We start from the raw sequence: 14,863 nt of genomic DNA on the forward strand, positions 1-14,863 counted from the left end.
GCGCCCCGTGCGGAACGGCGAAGCGCGGCTCAGACCATCGCGACCAGCCGCTCGATTTCCTGCCCGGCCGTCCGCGCCGCGCGGACGAGGTTGGCATGGAAATCGCCCGCGCTGTCGCCATTCGCTTCGTCGGTCACCGCCTTGATCGCGCCCCATGGCTTGCCGAGCCGCGCCGCGACCTGCGCCACCGCGCCAACCTCCATATCGACGAGCGTCGCGCCGAGCGCCGCCAGGTCGGCCGCCGCATCGGGGCAGGCGACGAAACTGTCGCCGCTCGCGATCCGCGCGCGGGGCAAGCCGAGTCCCGGATCGGCCATCGCCCGGAAGTGCGCCTCACCCGCCTCGCCGATCGGCCACTCGCCCGCGCGATAGCGGCGAAACAGGCCCGGTTGATTGGCACCATAGTCATGCTGCAACGCCTCGGCGATCCAGTACGCCCCCGGCGCCGCGCCGAGCGACCCGCAGGTGCCGGTCATCAGCAGCAGGTCGGCGTCGGCGCCAAGCACGCCCGCGCAAAGCGCGGCGTTGACCTTGCCGAGCCCGCAGGTCGCGATGGTCAGGCGGTGCCCGGAACCGTCGAATCGCCTTGCCGCGAACGGACCAGCAACGGGCTCGCCCGCGCGGGTAAACAGCGCATCGGCCTCTTCGGGCAAGGCGGCGAGGATCAGGATATCGGACATCGCACCTGTCTACCGTCTCGTGCGGCCTTGCCAAGCGCGCGTCGCAACGCCATCGCTCATGGCAATGCTCGCTCGCATCTTTCCCGACCGCTTCGTCCCCGTTCTGCTCGTGACGATCCTGCTCGCAAGCGTGGCCCCCGTGCGCGGCGCGGCGGTGCCGGTTGCGGGAGGACTGTCGACCGCTGCGATCGTCTTCCTCTTTTTCCTGAACGGCGTGCGCCTGCCGCGCGACGAGGTGCTGCACGGCATCCGCAACTGGAAGCTGCAAGGCGCTGCGCTCGCCTTCTGTTTCGGCTTCATGGCCCTCCTCGGCCTCGCGGCGCAGGCGGCGATGGCGCCGCTGCTCCCCGCAACGCTCGCGCTCGGCTTTCTCTTCCTCGGCATCCTGCCCTCGACTGTCCAGTCGGCAACCGCCGCGTCGAGCCTCGCGGACGGCAACATCGCGGCGAGCGTCGTCGCCGCCGCGCTGCTCAACCTGTCCGGCGTCGCGCTCTCACCGCTGCTGTTCGCGCTGCTCGCCGGCAGCGCGGGCGAAATCCACGGGGAGGCGGTGCTGCGCATCGTTTCGATCCTGCTTGTCCCCTTCATTGCGGGGCAGCTCGTCCAGCGCTGGCTGCGGCCGTGGGTGCTCGCGCACCGCGGCCTCGCGACCTTCATGGACCGCACCGCGATCGCAATCGCGGTCTATGTCGCTTTTTCGGCGGCGGTCGTCGCCGGCATCTGGGGCCTGCTCGACGGACGCGAGATCGGCATCGTGCTCGCCGCGGTCGCCGCGCTGCTGGCGCTGTCCTTCGGCGGCGCCTGGGCGCTCGGCGGGCTGCTGCAGCTCGCGCGGCCCGACCGCATCACCCTGCTCTTTTCGGGCGCGCAAAAGAGCATCGCGGTCGGCGCACCGCTCGCCGCGACGCTTTTCCCGCCTGCCATCGCCGGCATGGTGCTCGTCCCGATCCTCGTCTATCACATGGCGCAACTGATCCTGTCCGCGTGGATCGCGCCGGCGCTTCGCGATGACAAGGTGTAGTGCTTGAATAACACAGGTCCGCATGCCATGTAGGCAGGCGGCCCTGGATCGTAACTTGGGGCTGGAAGGAAGACGAATGAGCGAACTGACTGCAACGGCGACCGCGACCGATGAGCTGAAGCTGACCCCGCCCGAGCCGATGCCCGCGATCACGCCCGAAAAGGCGGCGGGCCTGGTGCCGCTGTCGACCGACCAGAAATCGAAGCTCGAGGAACGCGTCGACGGCTTTATCGACGACCTGATCGCGCAGGATGAAAATTCGCCCGAATTCGGCAAGCGGATCGACCAGATCACCAACATGGGCCGCAAGGAAATGCTCGACGCGGCGAACCAGTCGAACCGCTTCCTCGACCGCCCGATCAAGGCGATGGACCGCGACACCAACATCGGCCAGAGCCTGATCGAACTGCGCACCACGGTCGAGAAGCTCGATCCCTCGGCGAACGGCAAGCTGCTGAACAAACGCGGCTTTTTCGACAAGATCTTCGGCAGCAAGATCAACAATTATTTTGCCCAGTACCGCAGCGCGCAGACGCATATCGGCGGCATCCTGACCGCCTTGTCGAACGGCAAGGACGAGCTGCTCATGGACAATGCCGCGATCGACGTCGAACGGCGCAAGCTGTGGGAAGCGATGGGCAAGCTCGAACAGATGATCCACGTCGCGGGTACGCTCGACCGGCGGCTCGAGGAAAAGGCCGCCGAACTCGACAGCAGCAACCCCGCGAAAGCGAAGGTCATCCGCGAAAACGCGCTCTTCTATGCGCGCCAGCGTACGCAGGACCTGCTGACGCAGATGGCGGTGACGGTCCAGGGCTATCTCGCGCTCGACCTCGTCAAAAAGAATAATGTCGAGCTGGTAAAGGGGGTCGAACGCGCCTCGACCACGACCGTCGGCGCGCTCAAGACCGCAATAACCGTCGCGCAGGCAATGACGAACCAGAAGCTGGTGCTCGAACAGATCACCGCGCTCAACACGACGACCGCGAACATCATCGACGGCACCTCGCAGATGCTGAAGGACAATACCGCGCGCATTCACGAACAGGCCGCATCGAGCACGATCCCCGTCGAAACACTCCAGCGCGCCTTCCAGAATATCTATGACACGATGGACGCGATCGACACCTTCAAGCTGAAGGCGCTCGACACGATGAAGGCGACGGTCACCACGCTCGAAGGCGAGGTCGTCAAATCGAAGGGTTATATCGCGCGCGCCGAAGGGGCGACGCAGGCGCAGTCGAGCGTCAGCGGCGCGGCCAGCCCGCTTGCCGCACTCGAAGGCTAAAGGATGACGATGAGCGAAGTCGACAAGGTCCGGATTTCGGCGGCTTCGGCGATCGAAAGATCGCGCGAACGCCGCCGCCCGATCGGAACCAAGAGCATCGCGCTGCGCCGCCAGCATCTCTACAAGAAGCTCGGCCGCGTGCTGATCGCGGGCGGCATCGTGCTGCTCGGCGCCGCGGTCTTCGGCGCGCTGATCCAGCCGCTCGGCTTCACCGGCCTGCTCGCGCTGTTCGTCCTGCTCATCGGCGTCGCGGTGCTGTTCGGCCGGACGCCCTTCCCCGAACCGCGCCAGGCCGATTTGCCGAAGGCCGACCTGAAGCAGCTCGCGGGGCGCACCGAAATCTGGCTGGAGGCGCAGCGCCCGGCGCTGCCCGCGCCCGCACGCCAGCTCGTCGACGGCATCGGCGTCCAGCTCGACCTGCTCGCCCCGCAGCTCCAGACGCTCGACGCGTCGAGCCCGGCAGCGGCGAACATCCGTAAACTCGTCGGCGAAGACCTGCCCGAACTCGTCGCGGGCTATCAGCGCATTCCCGCGGGGCTGCGTACCGAAGCCCACGCCGGGCGTACCCCCGACGAGACGCTGGTCGGCGGGCTAAAGATGCTCGAAAGCGAGATCGGCAACGCCGCGCGTAACCTCGCTGCGGGCGAACTCGACAAGCTTGCGACGCGCGAACGCTATCTCCAGCTCAAATATCAGGGCCTCGACGGTGAGGACACGCCCGCCGGCTAAAGCCGGTGCGTCAGGTCTGGCGCCAGCGCTGCGTCCCGAACCACAGCAGCAGGATGAGCAGCAGCGGCGGGGCCAGCCCCCAATGTGCGGGTCCGGCATAGGGCGCGAGCAAGGGCGCCGACGACAGCAGCCATAGCGCCGCCAGCAAGGCGCCGACCGCGGCCGCTTCGAACGCGAAGCTGCGCCAGAAACGCGCGCGCGCGCGGGTATAGGCGGCCCGCGCGTCGATCGCGCGCTCGACTCCGACGGCAAAGCCGCGGTCGCCCGTGCGGGCGGGCGGCGCAAGCATCGCGGCGAGCAGCGCGTCGGTTTCGCGTTCGTCGGGGGTCGTCATGCGTCCGCTCCTTCGCCGATCATCTTCTGCGCCTTTGCGCGCCCGCGCAAGACCAGCGATTTGAGCGTACCGAGCGGCACGCCCATGATCTCCGCCGCCTCGCCGTGCGACCAGCCATGGCCGAAGCAAAGCGTAAGCGCGGCGCGTTCCGGTGGCGACAGCGCAGCGAGAAGGCGGTCGGCGTCGATCGCCGCGTCGCTTGCCGGGCGTGGGTCGGTCGACGTCGAATGCTCCTCGCCCGCGGCCAGTCCCTCGCGCCGCCGCGCGGTGCGCCGCTGGTCGAGGAACAGGCGCCAGCCGATTCCCATGATCCACGCCGCATAACTCCCTTGCCCCCGATATTCGCCCGCGCGTTGCCACGCGCGAACGAAAGCTTCCTGCGCCAGATCGTCGGCGTCGCACCCGGCGGCGCGGGACAGGAAGGCGCGCAACCGCGCCTCGTGTCGCAACACGAGGAGCTGGAAAGCGGCGCGATCTCCCCCGGCAACGCGCTGGTTGAGGGCCCAATCTTCATCGGCGCTTGCCTCATCACGCAGCGTTGCGCTCCTCAAGCGCCGCGGCGCGCGCGAGGCGGCGGCGGACGAGGAGCGCGATACCGACGAAGGCGGGAAATAGCGCGGCACCGGCCGAAATGCGGACCAGCTCTTCATGTCCCTGGATGATCCCGAACCCCGCCATCGCGAGGCCGATCGCCAGCAGCACCAGCGCATTGCGGTCGTCGCCGCCACTGGCCGTTTCCTTGTCGCCCTGTCCGCCGAGATGCTCATAGGGTTTGTTGAGCTTGTCGATCAGCGGGCTCACCGCGTCCGACTTGGCCTCGAGCGCGCGGCGGATCGAGCGATGCAGCATCCACGCGTGCAGCAGCCGCGCGAGCAGAAAGAAGCCGACGACGAACAGCGCGACGACCGTGATATTTTCAAGCCAGCTGAAGAAGGCGTCGCTGACCGCGACCAGCTCGGTGGTCGGCGGCGGCGCGGGCACGTAGGAGGCGACCTCGCGCGGGCTGATATAGGCCGCGACCTGTTCGGCGCTGATCGACTCGCCGGCCGGCACCGTGATCGTCGTGACGGCGGGAGGTACCGCCGCGGGGGTGGTCGCAGTGGCGGCGGCGGCCGCGGCGGCAATCAGAATATCCATCGACATATTTCTCCGTCATGCCTTTTTGGCATGGTGAAACCACAGGCGGCGGCCTCCGGCAAGGCGGAGATGATCTGCACCGGGGAGCACATATCGACCACCGCAGGGCGCCGCCGCCCGGACCGGCGCGGAGGCCGATCAGGTACTGGACGGCGCGAGAGGCCTCAGCGGATGCACGACCGGGAAATTTTTTTGCGAGAAGGGCCTACAGCCCCTCGCCGCCCGTCCAGTGCGCGTTGACGAGGCGGCGCGCAAGCGCGCTGACCTGGTTGCGGATGTCGGGCACCGCGACGACTTCCCACAGGTCGCCGCGCGTCATCGGCCCGATCGCCAGTATATGTTCGGACGCCTTGCCGGCGGCGTCGACGACATGCCCGTCGCGATCGATGTCGAGCCCGAGGCGCAGCGCATCGGGGCGGATGCGCCGCGTACCGAGCAGGCGGCGCACCAGCGGGTCGGACGAGCGCAACAGGTCGCCTTGCGGCCCGGTGCAATTGATCATCCGCGCCGCGCGCGCCGTCACCCGTTCGGCCTCACCGCGCGGCAGCCACGACACCGCGAGCGCGTCGGGTTCGACCGCGACATTCGCTATCTTGCCGGCGCGGAAATGGAGCTGGCCCGACGCGATCAGCGCATCGATCCGGTCGGCGACTTCGGGCGCGAGCCGGTGGCGGTGGACGTCCCAGAAGGGCCGCAGATGCCGCAGGAAACGCGCGCGCTTGTCGGCGTCGGCGGCGGCCCACATCATCTGGGTGATCGGGCGGATCGAATCGACGACGAGCCGCCAGTCGCGCCCGCGCGCTTCGTCACGCGCCCAGCGCACCAGTTCGGAAAGGTCGGGCGCGGGCTTTGCGAGCACGGGCTTCGGCCGCGGCAGCCCGTCGATATGGCGATGCGGGCGCAGCCCGCGGCGCGACAGCGCGGTGATCGGACCTTCATGACCGTGCGCGACGAGGCGCAGGATCACGTCGACCGCGGTCAGCCCGGTGCCGATCACCAGCACCGGCGCCTGTTTATCGAGCCCCTCTTCGAACGCGCTCGCCCAAGGATCGCCGATATAACGATGCGAGGGCAGGTGCGCGCCATGGATCGCGGGCGGGTCGTGCGGCGGCAGATTGCCGATCGCGAGCACCGCGCGGTCGGCCTCGATCAGCCCGCCATTGACGAGGCCGAGCGTCACCTGCCCGCCCTTCTCGGCGATATCGAGCACCTCGTCGTCGACCAGTTTCAACCTCCGCCCATAACGCTCCATTGCCGCGCGCAGCGTTTCGCGCAGGTAACGGCCATAGGTCGCGCGCGTCACAAACGCCGCCTCGCAGCCGAGGCCGCGCGCCGTCAGCCATTCGCAAAAATGGTCGGGACGGTCCGCAAAAGCGCTCATATTGCCCGCGCGGACGTTGAGCAGGTGCGATGTTTCGGTGCTGCTATACGCGACCCCGGCGCCCATGCGGTGCCGGTCGCGCTCGATCAGCAGCACCTCGACATCGGGCTGTTCGAGCAGGTTGATCGCGAGCAGCGTGCCCGAAAAGCCCGCGCCGACGATCGCGACGCGCGTCGCGGTGCGGAAACGCGGGCGCGGCGAATGAAGCTGCGCTTCGATCAACGCGTCACCACGTCGCCCGACACGGTGACGCGTTCGAGCAGGCGATATTCGGGCCAATAGTCGCCGACCGCATAATGCTGGGTCGACCGATTGTCCCAGATGCCGATCGCGTTCGGCGTCCAGCGGAAACGCACCTGATATTCGGGCACCTTGATCCGGTCGAAGAGCAGGCGCAGCAGGCTGTCGCTTTCTTCCTCGGGCAAATCGATGATGCGGCTGGTGAAGGTGTAGTTGACGTAGAGGATCTTCTCGCCCGTTTCGGGGTGCGAGCGCACGACGGGGTGGCGCACCGGCGGGAAGTCGCGTCCGAGCTGCGCGCGTTTTTCCTCGCTGACGCGGCCGCCGAAGCTGCGCACGATGTCATGCTCGGCCTCGAGCCCCTCGATCCGGTCCTTCACCGGCTGCGGCAGCCCGGCGTAAGCAGCGGCGGTGTCGGCCCACATCGTATCGCCGCCAAGCGGCGGCAGGTGCCGTGCGCGCAGGATCGAGGTGATCGACGGCTTCTCACGGAAGGTCACGTCGGTGTGCCACTTGTTATACGCCTGGAAAGCGCCAAGCGTTTCGGCGGTGAGCTGGACGCCCTCGACGCCTTCGATCTTGAGGATTTCGGGATAGCCCTCGACCGAGGGGATCACCGGATGGCCTTCGAGTTCGCCGAAGAAACGCCCGAGGCGGACATGGCTTTCGTGGCTGATGTCCTGATCGCGAAAGAAGACGACCTTGAAGCGCAGCCACGCCGCGCGCAGCCATTCACCCTCCGCCGACGTCAGCGGGCGATCGAGGTCGAGTCCGCCGATCTCCGCCCCGATCGTCGGGGTCGCGGGCGAAATCGACACGCCGAGCGAGCGCGCGGCCTCGAACAGGTCGGGGGTGTTGAGCTGCGTGGCCATGCACAATCCTTTCGGTCGTTCGATTCGGAAAAAGTCCCGGAACGCTTGAAAGTAACTCAACTAAAATAATTGACAAGTCCCGACGCGCCGAAGCGCGCGATATGCGCGACCTATGGCCGATAGGGGATCGCGTCGGGCAGGACCACGCCCACATCCTGCGCATAACGATCCCACGCCGCCGCAAGCTCGGCCGCGCGGTCCGGATGGACGAGCGACAGGTCACGCGTTTCGCCGGGATCGCGCGCGATATCGAACAGGCGCCAGACGCCATCGCCGATATCGGTGAGTTTCCAGTCGCCGCGGCGATACGCGCGCGATCCGAACAGCTCGGCGCCGACGCCGTCATCCGCACCATAGACGCGCGCACCGGCATCCTTCAGCCATGCGGCCCACGACCGGCCAGTGATAGGCACGACCTTCCGCCCCGCAACCTGCGTCGCCTTGGCGTCGGCGCCCGCGAGGTCGAGCAGGGTCGGCGCGATATCGGCGACCGACAGATATTGCGTCTCGGCGCCCTTGCGCGCTTCGATGCCCGCGCCGCTGATGAACGCGACCGCGCGCGTCCCGCCCTCGCTTTGATAACCCTTGGTCAGCCACGACGGCGCGGTGGCCGCCTGTGCCCAGCCCGCGCCATAGGTGAGATACGACGTCGCCTTACCGCGATTGGCGAAACCATTGTCGGCGCCCTTCAACTGCGCGGCGAGCATCTGCGCCCCCGTGGTTTCGACGTCGAGCGCCTCGGCGCCATTGTCGGCGAGGAAGATAATAACGGTATTGTCGAGCTCGCCCGATGCCCGCAGCGCCTCGACGACGCGGCCGACATTCTGGTCGAGCCGGTCGACCATCGCGGCATAGATTTCCATGTTGCGCGCCGCGAACCGCTGTTGCTCCGCGGTCAGCGAATCCCAGCTGCCGTCGCGGTTGCGCGGAAGATGCGCGGCGACATCGGGGCCAAGGATACCGAGTTCGCGCTGCCGCGCCAGCCGCCGCGCGCGCAGCACGTCGAAGCCTTCGTCATAGCGCCCCTTGTAGCGCGCAATGTCTTCGGGATGCGCTTGCAGCGGCCAGTGCGGTGCGGTGAAGGCGAGATAGCCGAAAAAGGGCCGCGCGGGCTTTCCACCGGCGGGCGTCTCGCCCAGGAATTCGATCAGCCGCGCCGCGAACGTGTCGCTCGAATAGAAATCGGCGGGAAGCTGCGTCACGCGCTTCCCCTGCTCGGTGTAGGTTGCCCGGCCGCCCTTTTCGGGGTCGGCGTCGGTGCCGAAATGATTGTGCCCGCCCTGCAGCAACGCAAAGCTGCGCTCGAAACCGCGCGCATGGGGATCCTGTTCGGGGGTCAGGCCGAGGTGCCATTTGCCCGACAGCAAGGTTCGATAGCCGCTCGCGCCCAGCCGCTCGGCGAGCGTCGCGACGTCGCTGCGCAAATAGCCCTCATAACCCGGCTTGCCCTGCTGGTTCGGGCGGATCATCTCGGCCATCGTGCCCAGCCCGGCGCGGTGATTGTCGGTGCCCGAGAGCAGCATCGAGCGCGTCGGCGAACAGGTCGGCGCGGTATGGAAGCCCGCGAGCCGGATGCCGTTCAGCGCGAGCCTGTCGAGGTTCGGCGTCCGTATCTCGCCCCCGAATGCGCCCAGATCCGAATAGCCGAGATCGTCGGCGACGATGACGAGCAGGTTCGGCCGCCGCTCCTTCGCCTGTGCGGGACCGATCGTCGCGGCGGCACCGATCAGCGCGGAAAAAAGGAGGCGGGCGAAACGCGAACCATGGATCATCGAGCAGTCTTTCAAAAAGGCCGGCGCGCCCGGCGAATGAAACCGGGGCGCGCCGCAGACAGGACCGGCGCCAGTCACAGGAAGGAAAGGGAGAACCTTAAACGCCGGCCGATTTCGTCAGGCGGGTTCGTATTGAACCGCCTTTTCCTTGCGGACGGTGCGGCTCTGCCGCCCATCGATCCCCACCGGCACGTCGCCCAAAATCGTCGCGCGGCGAAGCGTCCGGCGCTGCAACCCGAAGTCGGCGGTCGCGCGGTGCTGCGTCGACTGATTGTCCCAGATGGCAACGTCGCCCTCGCGCCAGCGCCAGCGCACGACATTTTCGGGCTTGGTGATATGATCCTGCAACGTCTGGAACAGCCGCGCGCTGTCGGCGGCGTTCAATCCGACGAACTGCTTCACAAAATGGCCGAGCAACAAGCTGCGCTGCCCGCTCACCGGATGGACGCGCACCACCGGATGCTCGGTCTCATAGACCGTCGAGGCAAAGACGTTGCGATGCTCCTTGATCCGCTTCGCCGCGCTTTCGCCGTCGGGCGCCGACTGCAGGATCGACGCATAGTCATAGAGGTTGGTGTGCGTCGCCCAGAGGTTGTTGACGAGCTGGCGCAGCACTTCGGGCAGGCCCTCATAGGCCGTCTCGCCATTCGCCCATTGCGTGTCGCCGCCCGCTTCGGGGATCGTCAGTGCGCGCAGGATCGACGCCTTCGGATAAGCGTCGACGAAGGTGACGTCGGTGTGCCAGCTCGACGCGGCATAGCCTTCCTTGCTGTCGAGCTCGAGCAGGTAGCGCGACCCTTCGGCGACCGGCACCGTCGGATGCGCGACCGGATCGCCGAGCAGCGCAGCAAAGTCTTCATGCTCCTGGTCGGTAAGATGCTGCTGGTCGCGGAAGAAGAGCACCTTGTGCCGCACGAGCGCCGCCTGGATCGCCTGCACCGTCGTGGCGGGGAGGTCGCCCGATAGCTGGACGCCGTTCACGATCGCACCGATCGTGCCGGTCACCGGGGTGACGTCGAGGTCGATAGTCTTGTCGCGCGCATTGGCATAGCTGTTGTGAAGGTCCGTCATGTCAGTCTCCTTTGGGGGTTGGACGGCGGGTATTCGGCGCAGGCGCGTCCGGCCGGTTCCGGCTGTCGTCGCGGCGAATTTCGGGAATGGGCGGGGCGCATCACAGCTTTGTCCGCAACGTCGCGCCGATCGTGCGCGGTTCGCCGATCAGCGAGGTCACGATGCCGGTGACGGCGGGCGAAAGCGTCTGGAAATAATCCTTGTCGAACAGGTTGCGCGCCCAGATCGACAAGTCGAACAGACCGTCATCGGTGCGGATGCCGATCCGCGCATTGGCAATGCCATAGGCCGGAACATCGGCATAACGGCTGTCGCTCGACGAGGTGTTGAAGGTCGACCGGTGCGAATAATCGGCGTGGCCATAGAGCGACAGGTCGCGCCCGCCGAGATTGCCGAGCGGTGCCGACACGTCGCCGCCAAGCGTGTAGGTGAGCTTCGGCACGCCGGGCAATTGCTCGCCTGTCAGGTCCTGGATACCCCCCCGGTTGAGCCGCTCGGGCGCCTGCGGCGCGGTGCGGTAATCGCTGTACGTCGTGTCGGCATAAGCGACCGAGGCATAGAAGCTCGCGCGCTCCGACGGCGCATAGCTCAGGTCGCCCTCGACCCCGCGTGAGCGCACGCCGGGGATATTCGCGATATATTGGCGGACGTTGACCGTGTTCGGCACCTGCTCGGTGATCGCAGTCTGGTAATCGCTGATCTCGGTCCAATAGCCCGCAACGTTGAGCGTCACCGCCTTGTCGAACCATTGCGACTTGATGCCGAGTTCGTAGCTGTCGACCTTTTCGGGCGCGACGTCGGGGTCGATCCCGGCGGGCAGGTTGGTGAGGTTGAGCCCGCCCGACTTGTTGCCGCGCGAATAGGTCGCATAGGCGAGCGCATCGTCCGAGAATTGCCACGACAAGGTCGCGAGCCCCGATATGCTGTTGTCCTTGAATCCCGTCGAGTAGCTGGTGACCGGGTTGAATTGCGCGCGGAGCGCCGCCGCCTGCGCCGCGATTCCGGCCGGCAATGTCGACAGATCGGTCCCCGCGACATGGATCTGCGTGAACGAGCCGCTCTTCTTTTCATGCGTGTAGCGCAGCCCCGCGGTCAGCGTCAGCCGGTCGGTGAATTTCCAGTCGAGCTGGCCGAACAGCGCATAGCTTTTGGTCCGCGGGTCCGAGGTCGAATTGGCCTCGAAGCCGTTCAGCGCGGCTTCCCATGCCGCAAGCGGGATCGGCGAGGTCGCGGGGCGGTTCCACAACGCGGCCGCCGGGCCATAGGCGCTCGCGCCCTTGCCGCGGATGACCTGCCAGAAATAATAGGCGCCGACGACATAATCGATCGGGCCGTCGCTGTCGGACGCCAGCCTGATTTCCTGGCTGAACTGACGCTGGCGGTTCGCCTGCTGCGCCTTGGTGATGACGGGGAGCGAGGTCGAATCGCCGTCGTTCGCGGGGTTCCAGTCCCACCAGCGATAAGCGGTGATCGAGGTCAGCTTGACGGCGCCGACGTCCCAGTCGAGCTGCCCCGATACGCCATAGCCGTCCATGTTCGACTGATAATGGCTGTTCGCCTCCCCGCGCCGCGCGAAGGGATCGATCGTCGGGAAGCTGTAGCCGGGAAAGCGCGCCGCGCGTTCGGCAAAGCTGTTCGGAATCGCGGCGCCATTGTCATAGGTACCGAAATAATCGGCGAAGACGTTGAGGACATGGTTCTGCTTCTGCCGCGAGAAATCGCCGATGATGCGCGCCTCGAGATTGGGCGTCGGGGTGAACAGCAACTGCCCGCGCACGCTCCAGTTGGAATAGTCCTGCGCCCGCTCCTTCTGCGTGTCATTGTAGAGGAAGCCGCGGCGCTCGGTGGACGAGCCGCTGATGCGAATGGCGAGCAGGTCGTCGATGATTGCCCCCGACGCCGACGCGCGCAGCTGGTAATAGCCATAGTCGCCGACGCTCGCCTCGCCCGAAAATTCGGGATCAAAGCTGGGCTTCTTCGACGTGATGTTGATCGCGCCCGAGGTCGTGTTCTTGCCGAACAAGGTCCCCTGCGGCCCGCGCAGCACCTCAATCTGCTGCAAATCGACCAGGTCGAACTGCGACTGGCCGGGGCGCCCGTAATAGACATTGTCGACATAGAAGCCGACGCCATTCTCCAGCCCGTCGTTGGTCAGCGCGACATTGCTGCCGAGCCCGCGAATGTTGATATTGGTGTTGCGCGGGTTGAAGCTGAACACCTGCAGGCTCGGCACGATCTGCTGGATCTGCGTCAGCGAGTAATTGCCCGTTGCCTCGAGCTGCGACGCGCCCACGACCGACAGCGCGATCGGCACATCCTGTGCGCTTTCGTCGCGGCGGCGCGCCGACACGATGATTTCGGCGCCGTCGTAGGAGGCGGCAGACGCGGCGGCCACCGCGGCGCCGGCAGCGTCGTCGTCCACGGCGGCACCGTCGGCGGAGGCCGTTCCGGTTTCGGTGGCAGCGGCGGGTACGGCAGGCAGCAACAGCGCGGCGCCGAGGAGAAGCTTCAAACGATGATCGGGAGAGAAACGGTTCATTGGATATGGTCCCCGGGCGGTGCTCCCGCCCCCTTTTTGATGTGATGGATGGTGGCGCGGTGCGCCGCGCCCGATCCGGCCGCCAGCTGAGCCCCCCACAGCGCACGGGCGGCGCTGCGCAGGGACGCAGGATAGCGAGCCAGATCCGACAGGTCGGATTGGGTCAGCAAAGGCATGATATTTCCCCGCGCCGGCGCTCGGGTGCCGGACGTCAGGCCGCAAACGTCTCGCGTGAGGAGGCGCGGCTGGAGAGGATGGAGAGCTGCCGTGCACGGCGGGGCGCGGTCGGTCCGCTACCCCGCGCACGCACGCGGCGATGATCTAGTCGATGGTGCTACACATACGCATCGCAATACCCCTTCTGGGGGGAACGCAATGCCTGGCGCTGTCGCCCGAGCATCACGCGCTTTAGCCGTTGGTAACGCGGAGCAAGCTGCTTCCCGGTCAAAAGCCGCGGGTCGAGGAGGAGAGCCCGTCATCCGTCTCGACCAGTCCCGAATGACAATGTCAACTTAATCGATTGATTTTAGATTCGTCAATGACGGGTACCGCTTTTTGCGACGAAGAAAATCTTTCGCCGGACAAGCTGCGGCTTATCAGACAAGCGCAAAAGCAGGAAAACGGGGGATCTGGGCGGCATCTTCGGGCGGAACGCCGCGCGCCGCAAAGCGAAGGCCGGAGGATCTCATCGATAGGAGGAGTCTGCGGTATTAGGTAGCAAACGCACCAAGAGCTACCTAGCCGGACTCGAGCGTCGTTCCCTATGCTTTGGGGCATGGGAATTTCAAACTTCAAGAAATCGCTGGAGCAACGCTACTCGGCCCTTACTGGTGAGTTGCAGGTCGTCCACGCGTCGATCGCCCGGATACGGCGCGAAGCCGAAAAGCTGCCTGAGTTGGAGGCACGCATCCCGCAGTTGGAGAATCTAATCTCCGGTGCAGAGTTGCTACTTCGTGACGCGCATCCAGATTGGAAGCCCGAGCAAGCCCCTCCCATTCAACCATGGACGCATACCTTGCCCGTTCCGTTCGGTTCATGCGGGAGGCGGGGGATGAACATTCTTCGCGACGCTTCCGAACCGATGACCGCGCGCGAAATTGCGATGCAGGTATTGCGGGAGGTAGGGTGTGAAAATCCAGATCAAAAGCTGGCCCAGCGAACTGTAAATGCAGTTGAAGCCTCACTTCGACACCATCGAGGCAAGACCGTTGAATCTTCCGGACGCTACCCGATGCAATGGCGAGCTATCAACAAACCGGAGGTCGAATTTGATCCCTAATTTAATACCGTCAATGTAAGGTATAAATATACATTGACTGTAAATCCGACTCCACATAGTAGCAATTAAACTAAAAGCTCTTAGTCAAGCAAAAAAATGCTTGCCCTTGCGATTTTTCACGTCTATTTGCGTTTCCGTCGTCAGAAACGACGAAGCCCGCAGCGGGTAGGACCGTCTGCGGGCTTCTGGAACCAACCCTTGAGTCAGAAGGGAGGGCTATCTGTATGCGCGTTTACCGCGATACGAAGGCTTATTACTTGCGGATATGAAAAATGTCCAGCCTTTTCTCTATTAGAGATGGAGCGTTTTGACGCCCATCGCATCCATGCACTCGAAGAGAAAAGCGGCAGTGAAGGAGCCCCGGCTGACCTTGTTCCTGAGGTTTGCTTCGGACTCCTTCACGCCGTTTTGGGCCAGAGCCGTGACCAAATCGGCGTAGCTCATCCCCTTGCGGAGCATTTCCGCCCTTAGAATCCCTTTTGCATATGCCGACCAATCTGTCACAAACGTAATCCTTATG

At 65.6% G+C, this 14,863-nt stretch carries 14 protein-coding genes; 4 read left to right on the forward strand and 10 right to left on the reverse strand.

The window, feature by feature from the left end:
• Positions 1 to 29: 29 nt before the first annotated feature.
• Positions 30 to 680 carry a 5'-methylthioadenosine/S-adenosylhomocysteine nucleosidase gene (locus tag VGN62_RS03325; RefSeq protein WP_327451155.1) on the reverse strand — a complete coding sequence of 217 codons (651 nt, stop codon included), beginning with the start codon at positions 678 to 680 and terminating at the stop codon, positions 30 to 32.
• Positions 681 to 738: 58 nt separating this feature from the next.
• On the opposite strand from VGN62_RS03325, the gene VGN62_RS03330 reads away from it, so the two are divergent.
• From VGN62_RS03330 to VGN62_RS03340, 3 genes are all read left to right on the forward strand, one after another.
• Positions 739 to 1,701 carry a bile acid:sodium symporter family protein gene (locus VGN62_RS03330; RefSeq protein WP_327451157.1) on the forward strand — a complete coding sequence of 321 codons (963 nt, stop codon included), beginning with the start codon at positions 739 to 741 and terminating at the stop codon, positions 1,699 to 1,701.
• 76 nt (positions 1,702 to 1,777) lie between these two features.
• Positions 1,778 to 2,989, forward strand: a complete 1,212-nt coding sequence (locus tag VGN62_RS03335; protein ID WP_327451159.1) for a toxic anion resistance protein — start codon at positions 1,778 to 1,780, stop codon at positions 2,987 to 2,989.
• Positions 2,990 to 2,992: 3 nt separating this feature from the next.
• Positions 2,993 to 3,718, forward strand: coding sequence for a hypothetical protein (locus VGN62_RS03340; RefSeq protein ID WP_327451161.1), 726 nt, complete (start codon positions 2,993 to 2,995; stop codon positions 3,716 to 3,718).
• Positions 3,719 to 3,728: 10 nt separating this feature from the next.
• Here VGN62_RS03340 and VGN62_RS03345 read toward each other — a convergent pair whose 3' ends face one another.
• The 8 genes from VGN62_RS03345 to VGN62_RS03380 form a co-directional block, all read right to left on the reverse strand.
• Complete coding sequence (locus VGN62_RS03345; RefSeq protein ID WP_327451163.1) at positions 3,729 to 4,052, reverse strand: hypothetical protein; 324 nt, start codon at positions 4,050 to 4,052, stop codon at positions 3,729 to 3,731.
• Positions 4,049 to 4,603: an RNA polymerase sigma factor gene (locus VGN62_RS03350; protein WP_327451165.1), complete on the reverse strand. Its 555-nt coding sequence runs from the start codon at positions 4,601 to 4,603 to the stop codon at positions 4,049 to 4,051. The genes VGN62_RS03345 and VGN62_RS03350 overlap by 4 nt, the downstream gene beginning before the upstream one ends.
• Positions 4,581 to 5,189, reverse strand: a complete 609-nt coding sequence (locus VGN62_RS03355; RefSeq protein WP_327451167.1) for a hypothetical protein — start codon at positions 5,187 to 5,189, stop codon at positions 4,581 to 4,583. The genes VGN62_RS03350 and VGN62_RS03355 overlap by 23 nt, the downstream gene beginning before the upstream one ends.
• A 205-nt stretch (positions 5,190 to 5,394) precedes the next feature.
• On the reverse strand, positions 5,395 to 6,792 hold the full coding sequence (locus VGN62_RS03360; protein WP_327451169.1) for an FAD/NAD(P)-binding protein: 1,398 nt from the start codon (positions 6,790 to 6,792) through the stop codon (positions 5,395 to 5,397).
• Positions 6,789 to 7,682, reverse strand: a complete 894-nt coding sequence (locus VGN62_RS03365; protein ID WP_327451171.1) for a TauD/TfdA dioxygenase family protein — start codon at positions 7,680 to 7,682, stop codon at positions 6,789 to 6,791. Before VGN62_RS03365 ends, VGN62_RS03360 begins: the two co-directional genes overlap by 4 nt.
• Positions 7,683 to 7,792: 110 nt before the next feature.
• Positions 7,793 to 9,454, reverse strand: a complete 1,662-nt coding sequence (locus tag VGN62_RS03370; RefSeq protein WP_327451173.1) for an arylsulfatase — start codon at positions 9,452 to 9,454, stop codon at positions 7,793 to 7,795.
• A 117-nt stretch (positions 9,455 to 9,571) separates the two neighbouring features.
• Positions 9,572 to 10,525 carry a TauD/TfdA family dioxygenase gene (locus VGN62_RS03375; RefSeq protein WP_327451175.1) on the reverse strand — a complete coding sequence of 318 codons (954 nt, stop codon included), beginning with the start codon at positions 10,523 to 10,525 and terminating at the stop codon, positions 9,572 to 9,574.
• 100 nt (positions 10,526 to 10,625) lie between these two features.
• A complete protein-coding gene (locus VGN62_RS03380) occupies positions 10,626 to 13,064 on the reverse strand; it encodes a TonB-dependent receptor (RefSeq protein ID WP_327451177.1) in 2,439 nt (812 codons plus the stop codon).
• Positions 13,065 to 13,839: 775 nt separating this feature from the next.
• Here VGN62_RS03380 and VGN62_RS03385 point away from each other — a divergent pair.
• The gene (locus VGN62_RS03385; protein ID WP_327451179.1) at positions 13,840 to 14,343 is read left to right on the forward strand and encodes a hypothetical protein; all 504 of its coding nucleotides are present in this window, start codon (positions 13,840 to 13,842) and stop codon (positions 14,341 to 14,343) included.
• A gap of 291 nt (positions 14,344 to 14,634) precedes the next feature.
• Here the strand turns inward: VGN62_RS03385 and VGN62_RS03390 are convergent, their stop codons facing one another.
• On the reverse strand, positions 14,635 to 14,847 hold the full coding sequence (locus VGN62_RS03390) for a DUF6471 domain-containing protein (RefSeq protein ID WP_327451182.1): 213 nt from the start codon (positions 14,845 to 14,847) through the stop codon (positions 14,635 to 14,637).
• Between the last annotated feature and the right edge of the window lie 16 nt (positions 14,848 to 14,863).

This window comes from Sphingopyxis sp. (assembly GCF_035998905.1).
Taxonomy (GTDB): Bacteria; Pseudomonadota; Alphaproteobacteria; order Sphingomonadales; family Sphingomonadaceae; genus Sphingopyxis.

Excerpts from the sequence above, each read along its gene's own strand:
- VGN62_RS03325 (WP_327451155.1), bottom strand. The coding sequence starts at position 680 with ATGTCCGATATCCTGATCCTCGCCGCCTTGCCCGAAGAGGCCGATGCG.
- VGN62_RS03330 (WP_327451157.1), top strand. The coding sequence starts at position 739 with ATGGCAATGCTCGCTCGCATCTTTCCCGACCGCTTCGTCCCCGTTCTG.
- VGN62_RS03335 (WP_327451159.1), top strand. The coding sequence starts at position 1,778 with ATGAGCGAACTGACTGCAACGGCGACCGCGACCGATGAGCTGAAGCTG.
- VGN62_RS03340 (WP_327451161.1), top strand. The coding sequence starts at position 2,993 with ATGACGATGAGCGAAGTCGACAAGGTCCGGATTTCGGCGGCTTCGGCG.
- VGN62_RS03345 (WP_327451163.1), bottom strand. The coding sequence starts at position 4,052 with ATGACGACCCCCGACGAACGCGAAACCGACGCGCTGCTCGCCGCGATG.
- VGN62_RS03355 (WP_327451167.1), bottom strand. The coding sequence starts at position 5,189 with ATGGATATTCTGATTGCCGCCGCGGCCGCCGCCGCCACTGCGACCACC.
- VGN62_RS03365 (WP_327451171.1), bottom strand. The coding sequence starts at position 7,682 with ATGGCCACGCAGCTCAACACCCCCGACCTGTTCGAGGCCGCGCGCTCG.
- VGN62_RS03370 (WP_327451173.1), bottom strand. The coding sequence starts at position 9,454 with ATGATCCATGGTTCGCGTTTCGCCCGCCTCCTTTTTTCCGCGCTGATC.
- VGN62_RS03375 (WP_327451175.1), bottom strand. The coding sequence starts at position 10,525 with ATGACGGACCTTCACAACAGCTATGCCAATGCGCGCGACAAGACTATC.
- VGN62_RS03380 (WP_327451177.1), bottom strand. The coding sequence starts at position 13,064 with ATGAACCGTTTCTCTCCCGATCATCGTTTGAAGCTTCTCCTCGGCGCC.
- VGN62_RS03385 (WP_327451179.1), top strand. The coding sequence starts at position 13,840 with ATGGGAATTTCAAACTTCAAGAAATCGCTGGAGCAACGCTACTCGGCC.